Raw genomic sequence first — 20,993 nt, forward strand, 5'->3', positions numbered from 1 at the left:
TGGAATAAGGTGACTTGTCCCCCCATAAAAAAGGTGCCTGCTCTCACAGGCACCTTGGGAAATTTCACGAAATGGATCTTAAAACTGGAAAGACCCACCCACGTAAAAATTACGGCCGTACCCGGGATCAATCCCGTCGTTGCGAACTCGTGAGTAGTAGCTTTCGTCGAAGACATTGTTCAGGCCTGCCATGGCGGTGAAGTTTTTGGTCACTTTCACTTCGGCGGTCAAATCCCATGTCATGTAGCCTGGGATGAAGCGATTGGCTGTCTGGGCATCATCGGCGAAATGGTCATCCACAAAGGTTCCCAGAAAGGAAATTTTAACCTTGTTCTTCAAGTTGTAGATCAAGCCAGTGCGAATGATGTATTCGGGGGCATATTGAGGGGTAGCCCCGTCATTTGGACCACCGTAAAGCTTGGCCTGTAGGAGGGTGGCATTGGCATACACATTCAGGGAACCGATACGCTCGACGTTATTCGTTCCGTTGAGTTGATCTGCCAGACCGATAACGTCCACCTGCATGGCTCCATCCCACCCGTAGTTGATGCTGCGTCCGACACTGCGCAGAACATTGCCATTGAGCCCAAATCGGTTATCCAAATCCACCAGGAAAAGGCTAGTGTCATAGGTGATCCAGGTGCGGGGAGTGCCGCGGTATCCTATTTCGTAGTTCCAGCCTACGCTCGGGCCTGCATCAGTGGTGGTCACGCCTGTTTCTGCCACGATCGCCTCACTGAAAACGGTGGTGCGGTAGCTCTGAGATACGTTGGCATACAATTCCGTGTCACTGCCTAGATCATAGGAAATTCCCAAGCCGAACAAAGGCTGGGCTTCGAAATCCGCACGGGCTGCTTCACTGGTCAGCGCACCTGTTGCCGGATTGTAGTTCTGCACATTGACGGACTGATTGATCATCTCCATGCGGAAGCCTGGAGTGATGGATAATTTGCCAAAGGTGAATTTGTTTTCGACAAACAGAGAGCCATAAACGGTCTCACGCAGGGAATCTTGAGTGGTGATGCCATTGTCAGCATCTGGCTCAAAGCCGCGCTGATCTTGGCGCGGAGACGTCAGGTAATAAAACTGCATGCCAGCCGCCAGGGTGTGGGTATTTCCCCAGGCTTCCCAGTCGTGGCGGACGCGAGGCTCAAAGCCGAAGGTGTAAAATTCCTGGTTTTCGATCGAGTTGGTCGAGGCATTGGCGCCAGTCGGCAAGGTGCCAAAACCGCCCCCGCGCTGGCGTTTGCTCCAGCGTTGATAATAGCCCGCCCAGGACTTCACACTCAGCTCCGTACCTGGTTGGAAGGTGTGCTGGAGCTCCAGAGTGCCTGCGTAACGCTTCAGACGGAATTGATCGTTAAATCGGGTCGTTTTGTCCGGGTTCTTGGCGAAATCAGAAGCTGTCAGCCCTCCTGGTTCGCCATGTTCTTCCTCATAACCATCGAAACCAAAAATGAGGCGCGTATCGGCATCAATGTCCCATGCTAGTTTAAAGTGCCCTCCGTCCAGTCGGTAGTCACTGTTGGCCTCCCGGAAGCCGTTCGATTCCCGGTGATTGAAGTAGCCGTAGTAGCCTAGGCTCCCCAAGGTGCCATCCACTGCCGTATAGCTGGAGAACAGATCATCCGAACCCACAATGTTTTGAGTCCGGAAAGAAAACGGGGACTCTCGATTGGGCATGTACGTGATGTAATTGAGGGCACCCCCAGGTTGCGGACCATACATGAGGGAACCTCCTCCACGGATGAATTCGATGCGGTCCACTGTATCCAAGGGCGGTGTGTAGTATGCTTCAGGATAACCAAAAGGATCCGCATGAATCGGGATGCCGTCTTTTAACACCTGCATGAACTGCATGCGGTGAGGCTCTCCGATCCCGCGATAGCCCAGGCTGACGAGAGGCGTGGTTTCCTCTGAGAAGAGCAGGCCCGGCGTCAAGGCCAGCGCTTGGCGGTAGTTATTGGCCTGCACTTTCGGCAGCGCATCCAGATCAATCACCGTCGCTCTTTTACCTGCAAAAACTTTGGTTCCCTCTACTGGGGCCAAGAAGGGATTTTGAATGACCGAATCACCCTCGGCCTCGCCATAAACCGTGATTTCTTCCAGCACGGGTGCATCTGAGGTAGATTGCCCTTGTGGGCTAACGGTCTGGGAAAAAGCGCTTGTGCTCCCGACGAGAAGTAAGGCGGATAGTCGATAAAGTCGTTTCATTTGGGGATGGTCGGCATCTCATGCGACTGAGAAGCGGTCGCATTTTGTTCGTGCGGATGGTGGCAATGGATTAAAAACGCGCAAGTGAATTGTGCGAATGCGTCGCAATAACTAAAACGGGGCACCTGATGCCAGGTGCCCCGTTGAGGTGTTAACGCGGTTACTTCAAAGCTTTCAACACGGCCGCCACGAGGCCTGGAATGGTATTCGTTTCAGCCTCCACATTCACCGTCAGCCCACGTTTGCGGGCAGCTTCAGAGGTGATCGGGCCGATGCTTGCCACCTGAATATCAGCGGGCAGGGGAATATTTAGGTCCAGGAAGCACTCCACGGTGCTCGCGCTCGTGAAGGTGATCATATCTGCGCCTTCGGCCACAAGCCGTGCGATGGCTTCCAGGTTGTCATCCTTCTCCGGAACGGTGCGGTAGGCGATGGCTTCATCCACGATCGCACCTAAGCCTGTCAGTTCATTGGCAATCACCTCACGTGTTTCTTCACCACGGACCCACAGAACATTGACATTTTCCATGTTCTGAAAGTCTTTGAAGGCAGCGACCAAGCCTTCTGCCACAAAATTCTTTTCTGGCATCAAGTCCACCGCCAGATGGTGCTCCTTCACTTTCTCTGCCGTGCCAGGGCCTACCACAGCAATGCGCACACCACCAATGCTGCGAGCATCATTGTAGATTTTGTAAAACATCTTAAAGAAAGCCTCCACAGCATTTGGACTGGTGAAAACCAGCCACTCATAAGTGTGGCAATCCTGGACGAGCTCCCCAAAGGCCATCAAATTATGCGGTTCTTCGATGCGAATGGTGGGTAGTTCGATCACATCGGCACCCAATATCCGCAGTTTTTTACTCAATGCGCCGATCTGTTGTCTTGTGCGGGTGACCACCACGCGCTTGCCAAACAAAGGCCGATTTTCAAACCAATTGATGTTCTTCCGCTCCTTCACCACATCGCCTACGACGGCCACCGCCGGAGCTTTGAATCCAGCCTCCTTTACCTTGGCTGCCATGGTGCCCAATGTGGCGATCAGCGTTTGCTGTCGGCCATGAGTGGCCCAGCGAACCAAAGCCATAGGCGTTTCTGGATTCGCTCCATTTTCGATGAATTTCCCCGTGATTTCTTCCATGCGCTCCACGCCCATGAGGAAAACTTTGGTGCCATCTGCCTTCGCCAGCTTCGCATAGTCCAGGCTCGTTTCTTCTTTGGTGGGGTCTTCGTGGCCTGTGAAAATCGTCAGTTGGCTGCAATGGTCTCGGTGCGTCACGGGAATGCCCGCGTAAGCAGGCCCTGCGATAGCGCTAGTAATCCCAGGCACGATCTCAAAAGCCACACCCGCTTCAGCCAGCTCAGCCGCTTCTTCCGCTCCACGTCCAAATAAAACTGGGTCTCCACCTTTCAATCGCGTCACCACTTTCCCCTCACGGGTGAGTTTGACGATCAATTCATTGATTTGGTCTTGAGTCAGCGTGTGATCTTTGGCCTTTTTGCCCACATAGATCCGCTCCGTTCCAGGGCGCGCATACCGCAGGAACTCTGGATTGCACAGGTAATCATAGACGAGAACGTCAGCGACCTCGATGCACTCTTTACCTTTGATCGTCAGCAGGCCGGGATCTCCCGGGCCAGCGCCAACGAGGTAACAGATGCCTGGGGAAGAAGGTGCAGATGATTTTGACATGATGAGAAAGGGGCTACGACTGTGGCGAGCCTGCCGCACATGGCAACTCCCGCTCAATCGTGGAGCAAAGGAGTGTCAGGGAACCGCAGCATGGACAGGCATGCTGCCGTTGCTTCCGTCAGGACCTGGCGGGATTCACAAGCTGGACATCCGCGGCCCCTGACACTTTTGGATTAGTGCAAAGAAAGCACTTCGACAAGCAGCAAAAGAGATCTTTCTCAGATAAAAATCACATGAAATGCCCAGATGTGAAAAATGGTGTTGTCGAAAAAGCACAGATTCGGTAGAAGACGGGACTTAATTCACATTTCCCAACAACAATATCATGGTCTGGAAGATTCTATCTGCACTCACAGCTGCCTGCCTCGCAGGTGCCGCCTACTTCGCATGGTCCAATCAAGCGGACTTGAAAAATGAGCGTACACGCCTCGCTGCCGCGAATGATAACCTCAAGGCTGCGCAAGAGCGCAAAACAGCCGGCGATACTGCCTTGAAAGAGAAACAGCAGATTCTCGCAGATGCTCAAAAAGAGCGCGATGCCGCCCGTGAAGAAGTGCTAAAACAAACGGCTGAGGCCCAGGAAAAAGAAGCCGCTCTTGCCGTCATCAAAGGCAACCTGGATCAAGTTTCTTCCCAGGTCACTTCAGTTGAAAAGCAAATCGAAGACGCTGGTGATATCGAAAAGCTGGTCGCTCAGATCGAAAAGCTCAAACAAGAGCAGCAAGATGCTGAAGGCGCTGTGGCTAATCAAAGCCAGCGTGTGGCTGCTGCCAAAGAGCAGTATGATTATGTGGTGAACCAAACCAATAAGCTCCGTGACACGGAGGCCCAAGGCCGTCGTGGTGTGGTTGCGGCTGATTTCACCGCTCGTGTGGCGCAATACTTCCCTGAGTGGGATTTCGCTATCCTGACCAAAGGCAATTCCCAAGGTGTTTTCGCCAACGCAGACCTGGAAGTGAAGCGCGGACGTCAGGTCATCGCAAAGCTGAAGGTTCGTAATGTTGAGCAGAATGGTTCCATCGCGGATTTGATCCCTGGAACGCTGGCAAAAGGAGATGCCATTCGCACGGGCGACGTCGTCGTGGCGGCTGCTAAGCAGAGCGCCGAAGATGAGAAGAAGACGACCCCAAATCAGACTGCTGCTCCTAATGCTGAGGCTCCTGCGCCTGTGACGCCTCCTGCCGGTGCTCCAGCGATGAGTGATCCCTTTGGTGCCCCTGCTGGAACTCCAGCGCCAGCCGCTCCGATGAACTCTGATCCCTTTGGTGCTCCAGCGGCTCCCGCTCCGGCTCCTGCTGCCCCAGCTAACTCCGATCCTTTCGGCGCAGCCCCCGCTCCAGCAGCTCCTGCTGGCGGCGCTCCTATGAATTCTGATCCCTTCGGTGCAGCCCCTGCTCCTGCCCCTGCCAACTAAGAGAACCCGGTTCTCTGTTGTTCTTCATTTCTCAGGCCACTTTATTTTCCCTCCCCAATGACCAAAGTCCTCTTCATCCTCAGCGCGGTCGTCATGCTCGTCGCCACTTTCTTCGCTTACCAAAATGGTCGAGCTTTTGTGGACGTGCGCCAGAGCGTCGCTACCACCAACGTTAAAGTTCAAAGTGAACTGACAGCTGCGACCGCCATCGTGAAACAGGTCACTGACGTCGCAAACAACGTGGATGCAGTTAAACAAGAACTGGATGTTGAATCTGAGAAGATCAAATCTCAGAAACTGAAAATCACCCAGGCAGACAACGACACCAAGCGCACTCAGGAAGACCTTGATGGTCGCAAAAAGAAGCTGGATGAACTGAAGCTCAAGCTCGCCAAACTTCCCCAGGGTGTGAAGCCTGAGACTCTTGAAGAAGACAAAAACACCATCAAGAAGGCTGTTGCTGAACTTCAAGTCGCCGCAGAATTGAAAAAGAAAGAAGTGGCTGCTGAAGAAATCAAAGTGGTCGAAGCTCGCAAGGGATTGGATGATCTCGTCCGCAAGATTGAAGATCGTAAAAAATCCTTCGAGCGCAACGGCCTTACCGCTCAGGTGGTGGCTGTAAATAACGACTGGGGATTTGTGGTCGTAAATGCTGGCCAGAGCAAAGGTATCACGGAAGCGACCAAGCTACTGGTGACTCGTGGCACCCAGACTGTCGGTAAACTCAGCATCGTTTCTATCCAGGGAAATCGCACCATTGCCAACATTTTGCCTGATACCTTGGGTGAAGGCATGACGATCGCCCCCGGAGATCGTGTCATTTTGGAAAATCTGTATCAGTAATTCCTAAACGTGCGTAGTTTGAGATCATGAATCCTCGCTTCATCCTTCAGACTCTTTTGGCCTTGGCCATGGTTCAGATGTTTTCCGCTTGTTCTTCATCGGACAATCGGAAGCGTCGCGAGCGTGTTCCTCCGCCAGCCGTCGGTGACAGCAGCCTGCCATGGAATCGTCCCCCTAAATGGGAAGGTAACGCTCGTTATGGCTCCATGATGCCACAGAGCCGATAAATCTTTTTCGAACTTCATCTTTTCAAAAGGCAGCCTTTTTTGGCTGCCTTTTGTTTTTTTGCGCTAGCTGGGATTAGATGTTCGTTTCAATATTTGTGAAGACGGCCCTAATTAGCCGCGCATTCGTGAGATGAGCGATTTCTTACCTTCGTTATTCATTCTCTTTATTTTTTGCCCGTCCTTTTGCTCAGATGATTTTTTCTCTCACCTCTCGCATGTTGCGCACCGTGGACCCAAAGTGTCTCACGAAAATCGCCTGGAACTTCGGTTACAAAGGCGCACGCTCTGTGTTGCTCTTTAAAAAACGAATGGAGCAGGGGACTTATTTTCCTCCCTTTCTCTACATTTCCATTCTGAATTCCTGCAACCTCCGTTGCCAGGGCTGCTGGGTAGATGTAGATAAACCGCGTGAGGCCATCAATTTGGATGAGCTGAATAAGATCGTGAACGATGCCAAAAAACACGGCAACGCATTCTTTGGATTGCTAGGGGGAGAGCCCTTCATGCATCCTGAATTGCTGGATCTGCTAGCCATGCATCCAGATTGTTACTTCCAGATTTTTACCAATGGCCAGTTGATCACAGCGAAGACGGCCGAGGCCCTTCGCAAGCTGGGCAATGCTACACCTCTCGTCAGTGTCGAGGGCAACAGCACCGTCAGTGACGAGCGTCGAGGTAAGAAAGATGTTCTGAACAAGACTCTTCGCGGCCTGCAAAACTGCCTGGATGCCAAGCTTTTGACGGGCGTAGCCACCAGTCTTTGCCAAACCAATATCCATGACCTGCTGACCCGTGAGTGGCTGCAAAAGCTCATTGATAAGGGCGTCCACTACACCTGGTACCACACTTACCGTCCGGTCGGGCCCAAGATTAACGATCAGCTAGCCCTCACGCCGGATCAGATCACTCAAGTGCGCCGCTTTGTCACCAGCATGCGTGCAGAGATGCCCATCGCCATCGTGGATGCCTATTACGATCACAATGGCAAGGCGCTCTGTCCCATGGCCACAGGGATCAGTCACCACATTGGCCCGACGGGTGGTCTTGAGCCCTGTCCCATCATCCAGTTTGCGACCGAAAACATTCGCACTGACCGTGATATCTTCGATGTTTTTAATGAGTCAGGTTTCCTCAAAGATTTCCGTGAAACAGCCGCTCAGCATACCCGTGGGTGCATTGTCCTAGAACGCCCAGATTTGGTGAAAAACTTGGCGCTCAAACATGGAGCGAAAGACACCACTATCCGGCAGACTGCCATGGCGGAATTAGAGGCGATGAAACCTCGCACGAGCCAGTGGCGGGAAGAGGAAGAGATTCCGGAAAAGCATTGGATGTACAAGATTGCCAAACGTTACTTTTACCACGACTTCGGCGTCTATAAGCAGCTAGATCCCAAGGCGCACTCACCCAGCATCTAAATCCAACTGGTCAGAGAGCCGGCCCACGGCAACTTCTCCTTTGACCTCACTTGGCTAGCAGGACAGACCTCCACACCTCATGAGCACTCCTTCCGATATCCTTTCTGCATTGAACTGGCGCTACGCCTGCAAAGTCTTCGACCCGACTAAAAAAATCCCAGTCGAAATCTGGACCGCTCTGGAAGAATCTATGGTTCTCACACCTTCCAGCTTTGGCCTGCAACCTTGGAAATTCATCGTCGTTCAAGACGTGGAACTTCGTGAAAAATTGGTCGCTCATGCCTGGAATCAAAGACAGGTGGCCGATGCCTCGCACTTGGTCATCATGGCTGTTCCCAAGGTGATGCCAGAATCTCACATTGATGCAAACTTAATGCGAATGGCTGAAGTTCGTGGGGGCACTCCAGATGCTCTCCTGGGTTTTCGCAAGATGCTCACAGGATTTCGCGACGGCATGGAGGTTAAAGGTGGGCTGGAGCAGTGGGCCAAACTGCAATCCTACATCGCTCTGGGACAGTTCATGATGACTGCGGCTTTGTTAGGCGTGGATACTTGTCCCATGGAGGGATTTGTTCCCGCGAAGTTCGATGAGATTTTGGGGCTTGATACCCAGGGCTGGACTACCGCCGTGCTGTGTCCTGCAGGTTATCGTCATCCAGATGATCGTTACGCTAGCCTGCCGAAGGTGCGTTTTGATCCAGCCTTTGTCATAGAGCATCGTTAAGGCCTACGTTGGCTTCTGAAAAGGTGAAACCAAGGTCACTTGCCAAACGCACTTTCCCCAGATGTTGCGTCTTACCCTGGCTTCATTTGGCCTGCTCCTTTCTCTACCACTGCTGGTCACCCTCCATACCTTATGGTTTTGGAAAGTGACGCTCCTGGTGGGTGAATATGGTCATCGTCTGGCCCTCTTGACTGCACTGCTGGCTTGGTGGTGCTGGCGCGGGAAGGAAGTGACCGCAAGTTTGATAGCCCTCACGGCAACCGGCATTCTACTCACTCCATTTTTATCTGCTGCGTGGCTAGCTCAAAAACTTCCCTCTCAGATGGAAGCTGCTTTTGGAGAATCCGCCTCCGGTGAATCGCTGTCCTGGAAAGATCTTTGGTTAGGCTGGACCACCGCTAAAGTCGCGCCGCGTGAATACCAAATGGAGGCGACTCCTTCATGCCTTGTCGTAAGGCGTCTTTTACTCTATCCCGCAGCATCATCCCAGCCTGCTCCTGTCATTTTGGTGATTCATGGCGGTGGCTGGCAAAACGGCTCGGCGGAGGAGTTTCCTGGCTGGAGCAGTCAGTGGGCTACCGAAGGATATGCGGTCGTGTCTTTAGACTATCGTTTGGCACCTAAGTGGACTTGGCCTGCTCCCTTGGATGATGTCCGCGATGCCTTGGCTTATTTGCGAATTCATGCTGCTGAAATGAACGTGGACGCCAGTCGTGTGGTTTTATTTGGTCGCAGTGCGGGTGGCCAGATTGCTACCGCAGCGGCTGTGCAGTTGCGAGATCCTTCCATTCGCGGCGTGGTCAGCCTTTACGCGCCGGCAGACATGGTGTTTGCCCATCGTTTTGCCGACCCTGAAGATGTGTTGGATTCATTCAAACTCATTGGGCAGTACATGGGGGGAGACCCTGATAAGCGGCCAGATCTCTTTCAATCAGCCTCAGCCACTCTCACAGCAGATTCTTCCTGCCCCCCCATGCTGTTGGTTCATGGGCAGCGCGATATTTTAGTCTGGCATCTGCAGAGTAGCCGGCTGGCTGAGCATTTGCGGAAACAAGGGGTTCCTCATCATTTTATGGATCTGCCTTGGGCCACGCATGCCTTTGACTACCCACAGCACGGCCCTGGTTCACAGTTGCTACGCTACGCTTTGCGTGGTTTTCTAACGGCTAGGTTAGGCCAACGAGAATAACGCGGCGTTGCTGGATCCGACACATATTTTGCCGTGGGTTTTCGTGAAAGATAACGTTTCAAATAACGCAACCACGCACATTCATTGTGCGCCTACCCACCATGAAATTGACTCTACTATTGACCCTCGTTTTAGGGGCTATGGGACTCTCTGCAGTCCAGGCCCAAGACGGATTTCGCCCGTTGTTCAACGGCAAAGACCTTACCGGCTGGGATGGTAACCCCGAGCTGTGGAGCGTGGAAGACGGCTGCATCACGGGTAAAACCACAGGGCCAGAGCAACTAAGCTACAATCAATTCCTCATTTGGCGTGGAGGAGAAGTTAAGAACTTCGAACTCCGCATCAAGGCCAAGGTCACAGGCAACAACACCGGCATTCAGTACCGCAGTAAAGAACTGCCGCATGTAGGCAAGTGGTCCATCGGTGGTTACCAGTGTGACATCCATCCCGCAGCGCCCAACAATGCCATGGTTTATGAGGAGCGTGGGCGCGGCATCATCTGCCAGAACGGCCAGAGCGTCGTTATTGATCCCCAGGCTAGCCAATGGATTGTCGCCGAGCGCGACCCTGTAGCCGCAGACGTGGCCCAGTGGAATGAATACACCGTCATCGCTCAGGGAAATCATCTCATTCATAAATTGAATGGCAAGGTGACCATTGACCTGGTGGATCATGAGGAAAAAGCCTTGTCGCTTTCAGGCCTGTTGGCCTTCCAGATCCATCGGGGACCTGCCATGCAGGTTCAGATTAAAGAGGTCATGTTCAAGGAATTGCCTGAAGGCGGTCGCATCTCTTTTGCCAAAACCGAAATCCCGAACGACGCACAAAAGGTCGAAAAACCGGCTCCAGGTGCGAAGAAGGCTCAGGCAGCTAAAGCTAAAGTTGCAGCTAAAGCGCCAGCACCCGCTCCAGCGAAAGCTCGCCGCCCAGACGCCGTTGGTCCTGCCATTGGCGAGAACAAAGCCACACCCGTGGCTCGTATCAAGGCAGCCAAAGATTTCAAAGTGGAACTGCTCTACTCCGTTCCTGGCGGCGAGCAGGGCTCATGGGTGGCTCTTTGCCTGGATGATAAAGGTCGCCTCTACGCCAGTGATCAGTATGGCGATCTCTACCGTTTTGCTCCACCTGCTGCCGGGCAGGTCTTGAAGGCTGAAGAAGTGCAAAAAGTTCCCGTCAACATCCGGGCCATCAACGGCATGGTGTTTGCCTTCGGCGCTCTGTATGCAGGCGTGAATGATTACGAGCAGAAGACCCAGAGTGGCCTATATCGCATCTCCGATAGCGATAGCGATGACCAGCTCGATAAAGTGGAACTGCTGCGTGGGTTTGATTCCAAAAGCGATCACGGTGTTCATGCCGTGATGCCCACCCCAGATGGTAAAGCACTTTACCTGATCACGGGAAACAATGCCGTCCTGAACGAGGGCCCCATCGCAGGCACTCCGGCGAGCTCTCCTGTCGCAAAGCTGTGGGGCGATGACCATCTGCTGCCACGCATGCCGGATGGCCGTGGTCATAACCGACACGTCCTTGCTCCTGGTGGCATCATTTATCGCGTGTCGCCCGATGGCAAACAGTTCGAAATCTTCGCTTCTGGTTTCCGCAATATCTATGACGCTGGCCTCAACAGCGATGGTGAACTCTTCACTTACGATGCTGACATGGAATATGACTTCAATACGCCCTGGTATCGCCCAACTCGCGTCAATCACGTCGTCAGTGGCGGCGAGTATGGCTGGCGGAATGGGGCAGGGAAGTACCCGGAATTTTACTCTGACAACTTGCCTGCTACGCTGAATATTGGCCCAGGCTCACCCACCGGTACCACTTTTGGTTATGGAGCTAAATTTCCAGCGAAATACCAAAAGGCTTACTACATCATGGATTGGAGTTGGGGAAAACTCTATGCCGTGCATCTGAAGGAGGAGGGATCCACCTACAGCGCAGTCAAAGAAGACTTCATCACCGGCTCCCCTCTGCCGCTGACAGACGCTGTTGTTAATCCGAAAGATGGAGCCATGTATTTTGCCATCGGCGGTCGTCGCGTGCAGTCCGGTCTCTATCGCGTCACCTACGTCGGCAGTGAAGACACTTCACCTGTAGATATGACGGCAAAAACCACACCTGACCGCGCACTGCGTCATCAGCTTGAGGCTTTTCATGGCAAACAAGATCCTAAAGCCATAGCTGCTGCCTGGCCACATCTGAACAACAAAGATCGCTTCATCCGCAGCGCAGCACGGGTGGTGCTGGAGCATCAGCCTGTGGCTGAGTGGCAAGCCAAGGCCCTCGCAGAGCCCGATGCTGGTCGTCAGCTTGAGGCCTTGTTAGCTCTTGCTCGCGTCACCGGTAGCAGTGTGGGTCATCGCCCTGCTGATGCCGTGGTGAATACGGCCAGCCGCGATCAAATGTTGGCCGCCTTGCTGAAGCTCGATTGGTCTGCCCTCTCGGCAGAGCAGCGCCTCGGCTATGTGCGTCTGACTCAGATCATCCTGCATCGTTTCGGCAACCCTGATCAAACCACCATCGAGGCCCTCATTGCCAAGCTGGATCCGGCTTTCCCAGCCGAGAGCTTTGAGCTGAATTGGCTGCTTTGCGAAACACTGGCTTACCTTCAGGCACCCAATACAGCCGCTAAGGGCATGGCCCTGATCGCCGCCGCAGACAGCCAGGAGCCGCAGATGGAGTTTGCTCGCAGTCTGCGCATGCTGAAAGCCGGGTGGACTCCGGAGCTTCGCACCGCCCAGCTTGAGTGGTTTCTGAAAGCCGCGAACTACAAGGGGGGCGCCAGCTTCGACAAGTTCATTGAGTTCATCCGCAATGACAGTCTCGCCACTTTCACCGAAGCCGAGAAAACACAGCTCGCAGCGCTCATCGCCAAAAAGCCAGAGCGCAAATCGGCCATCGAAAACGTCGGTGCCATGCTCGTCGGTCGCACACCCACGATGTGGACTTTGGAGGAGCTCAGCGCCGCTACCAAGACCGGCATGAAAGATCGAAACTTTGACAACGGTCGCAAAATGTTTGGCGCCGCAGCTTGTTACGCATGCCATCGTTTTGGCAACGCTGGCGGGATGAACGGTCCTGATCTCACGGGTGCTGGTGGCCGTTACAGCCCGCATGATCTGCTGGATCAAATCATCAATCCGAGCAAGGAGATCAATGAGCAATTCGCTCCGATCGTCGTCACCAAAAACAATGGTGAAGTACTCAGTGGTGTGGTGGTGAATCTCAGCGGTGACAGCGTTACTTTGAATACCGACCTCAGCGATCCTAACCAGCGTACCAATGTAGATCGCAAAGAGGTGAAAAGCATCGAGCCCAGCAAGGTCTCACCGATGCCTCCTATGCTTCTGGCCATGCTGAAGAAAGAAGAAATTCTCGATCTTCTGGCCTATGTCCTCAGTGGTGGGGATAAGACCAACGCCATGTTCAAGTAACGTCCTTGAGTGAAGAGGCTGCCCCTTCAGCTTAGCTGTCGGGGCAGCTTTTTTGTTTTGTGTCATTCGCCTTGCCGTTCAGCCCAGATGGGGTTTTCTCAGCTCTGATGAAAACCCTTTTGTTTCTCTTGCTGGGCCTAGCTTGGCCAACGGTAGCCGCAGAGACTCTGCACGTCTATACCTGGGCAGATTATGTTTCACCTGAGGTTGTGGAGAAGTTCGAAGAAAAGCATGGCTGCCAAGTGGTGGTGGATACCTTCGATTCGAACGAAGCGATGTTTGCTAAACTGAAGGCCGGTGCATCAGGATACGATGTGATTTTCCCCACCAGCTACATGATCCAGGTGATGGAGGCGGAGAACATGCTGCTAGACCTCGATCGTTCTCTGCTGCCTAACATCAAGCATGTAGATCCCTCCGTCTTAGAAAAGATCCACGACCACAGCATGAAACGCAGCGTGCCCTACACCGTGGGGTATGCCATTTTAGCGTGCCGAAAAGACAAGTTACCTGCTGATCCAGATACTTGGAAAGTTTTTGAACACCAGTCTTTAGCTGGCCGGATGACCTTGCTGGATGACATGCGTGAAACCATCGGTGCAGCCCTCAAGAGTCTCGGTTACAGCATCAATACTCGAGATGAAAAGCAATTGAACGAAGCCCAACAGGTGTTGCTGAAATGGAAGGCCAACATCGCGAAATTTGACAATGAAGGGTATAAGGCGGGACTGGATTCCGGTGAGTTTCTGCTCGTCCATGGTTACAGCGGAGACCTGTTCCAGGTGGCTCAGGAAAATAGCAAAGTTCAGCTTCTGATCCCGCAGCAAGGAGTGACCATGAGTTGCGATGAAATGGTCATTCCTAAAACGACCAAGCAAAGAGCATTGGCCCATGCCTTCATCAACTTCCTTCTCGATCCACCCATGGCCGCAGAGAACATGGAGTGGATGGGCTACCTTTGCCCTAACCTTGAGGCCCTGAAAAAAGTCAGCCCTGAATTTCTCCAAAACCCAGCCATAACGATCCCCGTGGAGATCAAGGCTAAGTGCGAAGTGATCCAAGATCTAGGAGCTGATTTGGCTAAATACACCCGGGTTTGGGACGCTGTGAAAAAATGAGCTCTGTGGCCAGGTCAGGGCTCACTAGCTTTTCATATTTCCATCCACTCCACTTCACTGTACCGCTCGCACAGAGCTTGAATCTCATCGGGCGTCATGATCATGAACGCGGTCGAAAGCGCGTCTGAGAGCGCGGCGGTGGGGGCGATGGCATAGCTGCGTTTTCCTTGCACGGGCACGGGCTTCAGAGTGCGAGGATTCATGATGTGAGCCCCCTTCACCATGAAGCCACTGCCACTGAGGGCTTGGTGAAGAAGTTTTTTTTCTTGGGTGCCATCGGCCAAAGTCACGGCCCAGGTTTCTTCGCCTGATGGGCTATCCAGGGCGACCAAGGTGCTGTCTCCAGCATTTAAAAAAGCCCGTGTGATGCTCCAGTCCTGCAGCACCTGCACCGCCTGATCTAAGGCATAGCCTTTGCCAACAGCCCCCAGATCGAAGACCATATGATCTGCCAAGACACGCACCAAACATCCCTCTTCGCGTAATTCAAAAAGCTGGCTGCCGATGCTATGACGCGCCAACTCCAGACGCTCTTCATCAGGTTGGATCAAGTTGCCCTCTGCATCTCGCCAGAGGTGCATCAATGGGCCGACGGTGATGTCAAAAGCGCCCGCCGTTTCTTCGTGCACTGTTTTTGCTAAATTCAGGCAATCCCAGGCTGCTAGGGAGATGGCGAGGCATTCTCCTGCGCCTAACTGATTGAGTCTGAAAATGTCGCTGCCTGGACGGAAGCGGCTCAGTTCATCTTCAAGACGATCAATCTCGGCAAACACCGCTTGTGCAGCCTGTGCCGCATACATCTCATCCACATCATCTTGAGCGATGATGACCTCAAAAGAGGTGGCCATCGCATCATGAGAGAAACGATGGTAATCGGTCATGGCTGTGGCGTGAGCCCCCCAGGGAAAGCTGGCAGGGTGGGGGAAAATATGGGCTGTTTGGAAATGGTGCCCTCTGGCGGCACCATGGAGGGCGGGGGATTGCTCAGTGGCGTGGGGTCATTGACGGCACTCGCTGGCGCGGCATCCAGCTTTTCAGGAACAGTCGTGGGTGTCGGCTGAATTTTACGCAGGAACAGCGTCAAAATGATGCCAGGGCGCAGGCCATAGGGGTAGTGCTCCGAGTAGCTGTCCGCAGGGATCTTGGCTTTGATCTGATCGTAAAACTCAGTGTCCGCCACGATGACTTCGCCATCTAAAGTGGCTGGCAGCTTGTCCAGGTATTCCACATTTTTCCAGGTGCGCCAGTACCAGGGCAGGGGCCAACCTACATCGCGGGTGATGACTTGAATTTTAGGGGCTTTGGCTTGTGCCTTCACGAACGTCTTCACCTCATCCACCAATTTCAGCAGGCTCTTTTGAGTGTGCGAATAGACATACGGATTGCGGGCATCCGCCGAGTATTCGAACTGGGGATTCCGGTGTGTCCCCGTCAGGCGGATGGACTGGTCACACAGGTGATAAAGCCCCACGGCCAAAGCTGCGTTGAAAATCCAGCGAATCGTGCGCCCAGGCATGGCCGACCACACCGCATTCGCCCCTACCCCGGCCAGCAAGGTCAGTGCGTGCTGCGCGCTGAGGATGGACCAGGGCGTCTTGTAGCTCAGAAATGAATAGCCGCTAAGCAGCACGACGCAGTAAACGGAGAGAAAAACCAAAAAGGCCTGTCGCCCCGTGTTTTTGAATTCAGCAACGACAGAATAGCCCATTCCGATCACGGCCAAGCCCACAATGAGTGCCTCTGACCACACTAGGGTATCTTTATGCCAGACCAGCAGCATCAAATAATAGTGCCAAGGTTTTTCATGCCCACTGCCACCGCTGCGCTCCAAGTAGCTAATATAAGTGGTGAAGCTGTCTGCCACACCCTGCCAGTCGCGGAACCCGTTTGAGAAAGCCGCGACGGAAACCAAAACGGCTGGTACCGCCACCCATAACCATGGGCGCGTAGGGCGGCCTTTGGCTCGGGACGGGCCTAGGCTCATGCTGTTGCCTTTGCGTGGCACAAATTCACCCACCAGGGCACGTGCCACTAGCCAGCCAGCAAAAGCAGCACCCACGTTCAGGACAAAAGTTTCCTTGGTCGCATGCTGAAAGCCCAGCGCACAACCACCTAAAATGAGCCATAGCCGCGTTCCACCCTGTGAATAGCGCCAGAAGCAGCCCAAAGTTAGGGAGATCAGCAGGACTAGTTGCATCTCCATGATGAAATATCGGCTGTAGTAAACCATCATGGGCGAAACCGCTGTCAGCAGCATGGCTATCGCTGTGCCGTAACGACCCAGGGCATCGGCAAAAAGTAAAGTCGTCAACAGCACTCCCAGACCGCATAAGGCCACGACCAGCCGCAGATCTGTCTCGGTCCACGTTTCAGGCGTGCCCCAGCCAGCTAGTTTTGCCCACAATAGGCTTGTTTGATGAAGCGCTGGGCCGTGAAAATCCTTGGGGTCGTACTGAAAATGTCCTGTTTGCCAAAACTCCCCCAATTTGATCCCTAAAATCGCTTCATCCGTGTGCATGGGGCGTGTCCCCAGACTAGGCAGTCTGTAAAAAGAGGCCAATCCCAGGGAAAGAGCCGCTAGGAGGATAAGCGTAAACAGAGATAGGGTGACTTCTTTGCGCGGGGCCATGTGCTTCTAAGATGGCGGCTCTCGGCCTCCGTGCCAGTGAGAATATTCGTGGGAGGCGACCGAGTTTGCCCTTCAAAACCTGGAACAGGGTGAAATTGAGGTTCCCAACATCTGAAAAAAGCCTCGAAGATCCCAAAACAGCTCAAAAAGTCCCTCAAGTGCCCCCAAAACACGAAAAAAATGCAAAAACATGCATTTATGTCTTGCACGCTTCAGGAAATGCTCCATACTAACGGCCCAGCAAAAAGCGGGTGTAGCTCAGTGGTAGAGCACTTCCTTGCCAAGGAAGATGTCGCGCGTTCGAATCGCGTCACCCGCTCCAGTTCTAAAAAACAAAGAACTGGAGGGCACCTTCAGCCAATTACCTAATTTATTCATGTTTGTCTGGTCCAAGCTGTCTTCTGAAAAGTGGAGCGACGCCTGGGAGGAACGTTTCACAGGCAATCCAGCTCTTAATCTGGTTATTACTACCGTCCCTGGTCGCACGACCATCCGCGTCGAAGTTTATGCGGAGAAACGCAAAGACGTAATCGCTATTCAAAAAATGTTCGGAGGCAGTGTCCGAGAAATTAAAAACCGAAATTGGGCTGCTCTTTCAGCCGGGGCCATGCCGCCCATCCAAGTGCGCGGTCAATTGGTGGTGTGCAGTGCACGAACAGCCGCTGAACTTAAACAGGCCCGCAGTGAGCATGAGGGCAAAGAAATCATCGCCATTCCTGCGGACATGGCTTTTGGCACCGGTCACCATGCGACCACGGCCACTGTTTTGCGGATGCTGGTAGATGCTGCCTTGCCTTTACGGGGGCGTTCTTGGAAAATGGCAGATCTCGGTTGTGGCAGTGGCATTCTCGCCATCGCCGCCGCTAAGCTAGGAGCCACAAAAATCTGGGGTTGCGATTTCGACCCCAAAGCAGTGGAGGTCTCTGAAGACAATGCACGCCGCAACGGTACTCCGGAGATCAAATTTACCGAAACGGACATCCTCAAATGGAAAGCCCGTGAGCAATATGACATCGTCATAGCCAATATCTTCTATGATATCTTAGAAGCTGGCTTTCCCCAGATTGTCCGGTCAGTACGTCCGGGAGGAACCCTCATGGTATCTGGTATTTTGAAAACACAGGCCACCGCCTGTTTAGCGGTAGCGACCTCACTAGGTGTCCATTGGGACCGCGTCGTGACACGTGGCAAATGGGTGTCGGCTTCCGGAACGGCGCCGAAATAAAGGCCAATGGCCTGATTTTACCATTCAACCCATCAAGGGGCCCCAAAACGGGCCTCTTTTAGTTTTCAAAAGGCGAAACGATCTGTGGGTAATCCGTTAGTTGCACGAGCTGAATGCCGTAACGATGCGCGATGGCCGCCGCTTCAGATTCTGGGTATTCGTCTCTATAATAGACTTCTTTGATCCCATAAGCACAGAGCATCTGCATGCAGCTTGTGCACGGCTGGGTCGTACAGGCCACGAGTTTGACGTTTCCACGGGTGAATAGGCTGCAGAGATTCACCTCAGCGTGCAGCATGTATTTGCGGCGATCATCCCGATCAATCCAGAACTCCGGTGCTGCGTCATAGCCAGGTGCTAGCCCATTGTAGGCGGTGCCGATGACCCGATTGTCAAAATCAATCGCCACGGCTCCTACTTTTCGAAAGGGATCCTCAGAGCGCAAACTAGCTACATGTGCTAGCGCCATTGCATATTCAGGAATCGTCAGTCGGGTTTTCGAACTTGGCATGCTCATGAAAAAGCCTTAGCGCCAAAAATCGTCAACGAAGAAGGCTAAAATTGGAATAATTGTGACAACTGTTCAAATGAGTTATTGCAAGACTGTTCAAAAGAACTAATCTCATGATAATTCATCTTTATGAACCAACAGCGCCACAATAAAATCTCTCGTCTCATTCGTCACCTGAAACACGTGATCCATACAGACAATGGATCCTTGGTCCGCCGTCGGGATTTGCTCTCAAGCCGTCAGGGCGACATACAACTGGAATTGGACTTTGGGGATACCCGCAGTGCCCTAGCCCGGCAGCGGTGGTTAGCGGTCAGCGAGGCTGAGGCCTCCATCCTGCATTAAACCCGATCTCGAATTAAAAAGTGCGAAATGTCTTTGAGGTTCAATGCGTTTGAATGGGGCTCTAAGTGATAAAAAAATGACAATTGAGGCAGTCTGTTCACCTCAAAGGTTGTTTTTAGGATAGACAAGCGGCATCACAGTTGCTTTTATCACTTTTTAGCGAATCGGAATTTATCCCCCCAATCTCCGTACTTCCCCTTACGTATGACAGCCCGCTCACCCCATCCTCGTCGCTCTTTGTTGATCGCCATCGCATTAGGCGGCGTGCAGTTGATGGGACTCTCTTCTGCTCTTGCTCAATATGGGGCCTCTCCCACGCAGACAGGATTGTTCTTCGATGATCTCCGTGCCCGTCAAAAAGCTGAACGCGCGGCAACCAACTCGGGCACCCGTGATGGGGATGTCACGTATGATTACAAGAGCGGTGTGTATCGCACCAACGAAGACGCTGAAATGGGCCAGCGTTCCACAGACTATCAGGCGGCTCGTGAGATTGCCCGTCCATCCGTTCGCAGTGGTGGTGCCGCCTACTCTGCGCGCACAGTCGGGGACTACACCAACTACGCGGGGCAATACACTTCGCCGACAGGCTTCTTCGCTCCCACCTACGTCTCCGATCCATTCCTGAACGGTCGTCGGAACGTTCGTGTTGGTCCTATCAACGTCGGTTTTGGTTTCTACCAGGGTTTTGAATACAACGACAACATTAACCGCTCCGGGACTAATCCCCAGTCGGATGTCATCAGCACCTCTTTGCTGAACATTGATGCGAATTATCAAATCACTCAAAACAATCGCCTGTCCATCTCGACTGCCATTGGTTTTGACCACTACTTTAACAATCCTGATCTGGCTCCCTACGGAAACGGTGATTTTGTGCTGAACGTCCTCCCCGGCAGCACCATCGCGTTCGATATCAAGGCAGGTCCGGTCTTTATCACGGTTTATAACCGCACCTCCGTTCGTCCAGCTGTGCGTAACGACTTCGCGTTGACTCAAAATCAGGTCTTCGGCGTGTTGCAAAATGACACAGGTGTTGCTGCCAACTGGCGCATCAATTCCGACTGGACTCTAGCCATGAACTACATGCATTCGTTCGCCGACCCGCTGGAAGAGGCCGATAATCCAAATGTGGCTCGTGTGGACAACTCTCAGAACTTTGGTCGCACGACGGATTCAATTCACGGCTCCCTTAGCTACAGCCCAACGAATACTTGGGTGGCAGGGATCGAAGGCGGCATCACCAGCCTCGAATATGAAGGTGGTTTCAACAACGCAGGCACGCTCAGCAACCTGGGTGCTTTCTTCGTTCTGCCGGTCGGGAATACAACCTACATTCGTCTAGCCGCTGGTTACCAAGACTTCAGCTTTGATGATATTGATCTGACTGGCGATCCGACTCGTCCGTTTCCTCGTCGTGGGGGAGTATATGCCTCTGCCTCTCCTCTCACGAACGAAGACAATTCTGATCTGAGTGACTTCTATTACGGTGTCACCATTAGCAATCAGTTGAATTCACGGATCAGTCAGTCTCTGTCTTTTGGACGTGAATCCTCGCTGAACGTGACTTCCAACTTCATTACCTCTGACTACATCAACTATGGTCTATCTGTGATCGCCTGGAAGGGCAGTCGCATCTCCGTCAGTGGCTTTTATGAAGATGCTTCGGCTTCAGGAGGTGTATATGCTCAGGATGTTAATCAATACGGGATTGATTTCCATGTGTCTCATCGCCTTTCTTCAAAGGTCAATCTCGGTACCGGTTACCATTTCGGACGTAACAGCACCGACGCTATCGGAGATTTCGCCACCCAGGGCGACTTTGATCAGCACGCCTTCAATTTAGACGTCACTTATGTGCTGTCGCCTAAGTGCAATATTTCCCTCGGATATCGCTTTTATGTGACCGATGTTACAGATGGTGCAGGCAATTTTGACGATCAAGATTTTGAACAAAATCGCGTTATCCTGGGTATCAATTATAACTTTTGATGCTGTTAAGTTGG

Annotated in this window: 16 protein-coding genes, 1 tRNA gene and 1 other RNA gene; 12 read left to right on the forward strand and 6 right to left on the reverse strand. The window is 52.9% G+C overall.

The window, feature by feature from the left end:
* Positions 1-78 precede the first annotated feature (78 nt).
* The 3 genes from HNQ64_RS11335 to ffs all read right to left on the reverse strand — a co-directional run bounded on the left by HNQ64_RS11335 (position 79) and on the right by ffs (position 4,069).
* Positions 79-2,214, reverse strand: a complete 2,136-nt coding sequence (locus HNQ64_RS11335) for a TonB-dependent receptor family protein (RefSeq protein ID WP_184208586.1) — start codon at positions 2,212-2,214, stop codon at positions 79-81.
* 160 nt (positions 2,215-2,374) lie between these two features.
* A complete protein-coding gene (gene cobA / locus HNQ64_RS11340; RefSeq protein ID WP_184208588.1) occupies positions 2,375-3,904 on the reverse strand; it encodes a uroporphyrinogen-III C-methyltransferase in 1,530 nt (509 codons plus the stop codon).
* A 70-nt stretch (positions 3,905-3,974) separates the two neighbouring features.
* Positions 3,975-4,069, reverse strand: an RNA gene (gene ffs, locus HNQ64_RS11345) — signal recognition particle sRNA small type.
* Between the two features lie 160 nt (positions 4,070-4,229).
* Between ffs and HNQ64_RS11350 the strand changes: the two genes are divergently transcribed.
* The 8 genes from HNQ64_RS11350 to HNQ64_RS11385 all read left to right on the forward strand — a co-directional run bounded on the left by HNQ64_RS11350 (position 4,230) and on the right by HNQ64_RS11385 (position 14,277).
* Positions 4,230-5,318: a hypothetical protein gene (locus HNQ64_RS11350; RefSeq protein WP_184208590.1), complete on the forward strand. Its 1,089-nt coding sequence runs from the start codon at positions 4,230-4,232 to the stop codon at positions 5,316-5,318.
* A gap of 57 nt (positions 5,319-5,375) precedes the next feature.
* Positions 5,376-6,161 carry a hypothetical protein gene (locus tag HNQ64_RS11355; protein WP_184208592.1) on the forward strand — a complete coding sequence of 262 codons (786 nt, stop codon included), beginning with the start codon at positions 5,376-5,378 and terminating at the stop codon, positions 6,159-6,161.
* A 26-nt stretch (positions 6,162-6,187) separates the two neighbouring features.
* The gene (locus HNQ64_RS11360) at positions 6,188-6,388 is read left to right on the forward strand and encodes a hypothetical protein (protein ID WP_184208594.1); all 201 of its coding nucleotides are present in this window, start codon (positions 6,188-6,190) and stop codon (positions 6,386-6,388) included.
* A gap of 191 nt (positions 6,389-6,579) precedes the next feature.
* Positions 6,580-7,806, forward strand: a complete 1,227-nt coding sequence (locus HNQ64_RS11365) for a radical SAM/SPASM domain-containing protein (protein ID WP_184208596.1) — start codon at positions 6,580-6,582, stop codon at positions 7,804-7,806.
* Positions 7,807-7,885: 79 nt separating this feature from the next.
* Positions 7,886-8,530 carry an NAD(P)H-dependent oxidoreductase gene (locus HNQ64_RS11370; RefSeq protein ID WP_184208598.1) on the forward strand — a complete coding sequence of 215 codons (645 nt, stop codon included), beginning with the start codon at positions 7,886-7,888 and terminating at the stop codon, positions 8,528-8,530.
* Positions 8,531-8,591: 61 nt separating this feature from the next.
* Positions 8,592-9,719 (forward strand): alpha/beta hydrolase, encoded by a 1,128-nt coding sequence (locus HNQ64_RS11375; protein ID WP_184208599.1) that lies wholly within the window; start codon positions 8,592-8,594, stop codon positions 9,717-9,719.
* 101 nt (positions 9,720-9,820) lie between these two features.
* On the forward strand, positions 9,821-13,159 hold the full coding sequence (locus tag HNQ64_RS11380; RefSeq protein WP_221305420.1) for a family 16 glycoside hydrolase: 3,339 nt from the start codon (positions 9,821-9,823) through the stop codon (positions 13,157-13,159).
* A gap of 107 nt (positions 13,160-13,266) precedes the next feature.
* Positions 13,267-14,277 carry a polyamine ABC transporter substrate-binding protein gene (locus tag HNQ64_RS11385; RefSeq protein WP_184208603.1) on the forward strand — a complete coding sequence of 337 codons (1,011 nt, stop codon included), beginning with the start codon at positions 13,267-13,269 and terminating at the stop codon, positions 14,275-14,277.
* 32 nt (positions 14,278-14,309) lie between these two features.
* Here the strand turns inward: HNQ64_RS11385 and HNQ64_RS11390 are convergent, their stop codons facing one another.
* Positions 14,310-15,158: an FAD:protein FMN transferase gene (locus HNQ64_RS11390; protein ID WP_184208605.1), complete on the reverse strand. Its 849-nt coding sequence runs from the start codon at positions 15,156-15,158 to the stop codon at positions 14,310-14,312.
* The gene (locus HNQ64_RS11395) at positions 15,155-16,906 is read right to left on the reverse strand and encodes a flippase activity-associated protein Agl23 (protein ID WP_184208607.1); all 1,752 of its coding nucleotides are present in this window, start codon (positions 16,904-16,906) and stop codon (positions 15,155-15,157) included. The genes HNQ64_RS11390 and HNQ64_RS11395 overlap by 4 nt, the downstream gene beginning before the upstream one ends.
* Positions 16,907-17,153: 247 nt before the next feature.
* On the opposite strand from HNQ64_RS11395, the gene HNQ64_RS11400 reads away from it, so the two are divergent.
* Both HNQ64_RS11400 and HNQ64_RS11405 read left to right on the forward strand, forming a co-directional pair.
* A tRNA-Gly gene (locus HNQ64_RS11400) sits at positions 17,154-17,228 on the forward strand.
* Positions 17,196-18,131, forward strand: a complete 936-nt coding sequence (locus tag HNQ64_RS11405) for a 50S ribosomal protein L11 methyltransferase (protein WP_246431026.1) — start codon at positions 17,196-17,198, stop codon at positions 18,129-18,131. Before HNQ64_RS11400 ends, HNQ64_RS11405 begins: the two co-directional genes overlap by 33 nt.
* Before the next feature lie 58 nt (positions 18,132-18,189).
* Here HNQ64_RS11405 and HNQ64_RS11410 read toward each other — a convergent pair whose 3' ends face one another.
* Positions 18,190-18,642 (reverse strand): deoxycytidylate deaminase, encoded by a 453-nt coding sequence (locus HNQ64_RS11410; protein WP_246431027.1) that lies wholly within the window; start codon positions 18,640-18,642, stop codon positions 18,190-18,192.
* A 129-nt stretch (positions 18,643-18,771) separates the two neighbouring features.
* Here HNQ64_RS11410 and HNQ64_RS11415 point away from each other — a divergent pair, with 129 nt between their 5' ends.
* Both HNQ64_RS11415 and HNQ64_RS11420 read left to right on the forward strand, forming a co-directional pair.
* Entirely contained in the window at positions 18,772-18,987 is a 216-nt protein-coding gene (locus HNQ64_RS11415; protein ID WP_184208609.1) for a hypothetical protein, read from the forward strand.
* A gap of 204 nt (positions 18,988-19,191) precedes the next feature.
* Positions 19,192-20,979 carry a porin family protein gene (locus tag HNQ64_RS11420; RefSeq protein WP_184208611.1) on the forward strand — a complete coding sequence of 596 codons (1,788 nt, stop codon included), beginning with the start codon at positions 19,192-19,194 and terminating at the stop codon, positions 20,977-20,979.
* Positions 20,980-20,993 lie beyond the last annotated feature (14 nt).

Origin of the sequence: Prosthecobacter dejongeii, assembly GCF_014203045.1 — a bacterium.
Classification (GTDB): Bacteria; Verrucomicrobiota; Verrucomicrobiia; order Verrucomicrobiales; family Verrucomicrobiaceae; genus Prosthecobacter; species Prosthecobacter dejongeii.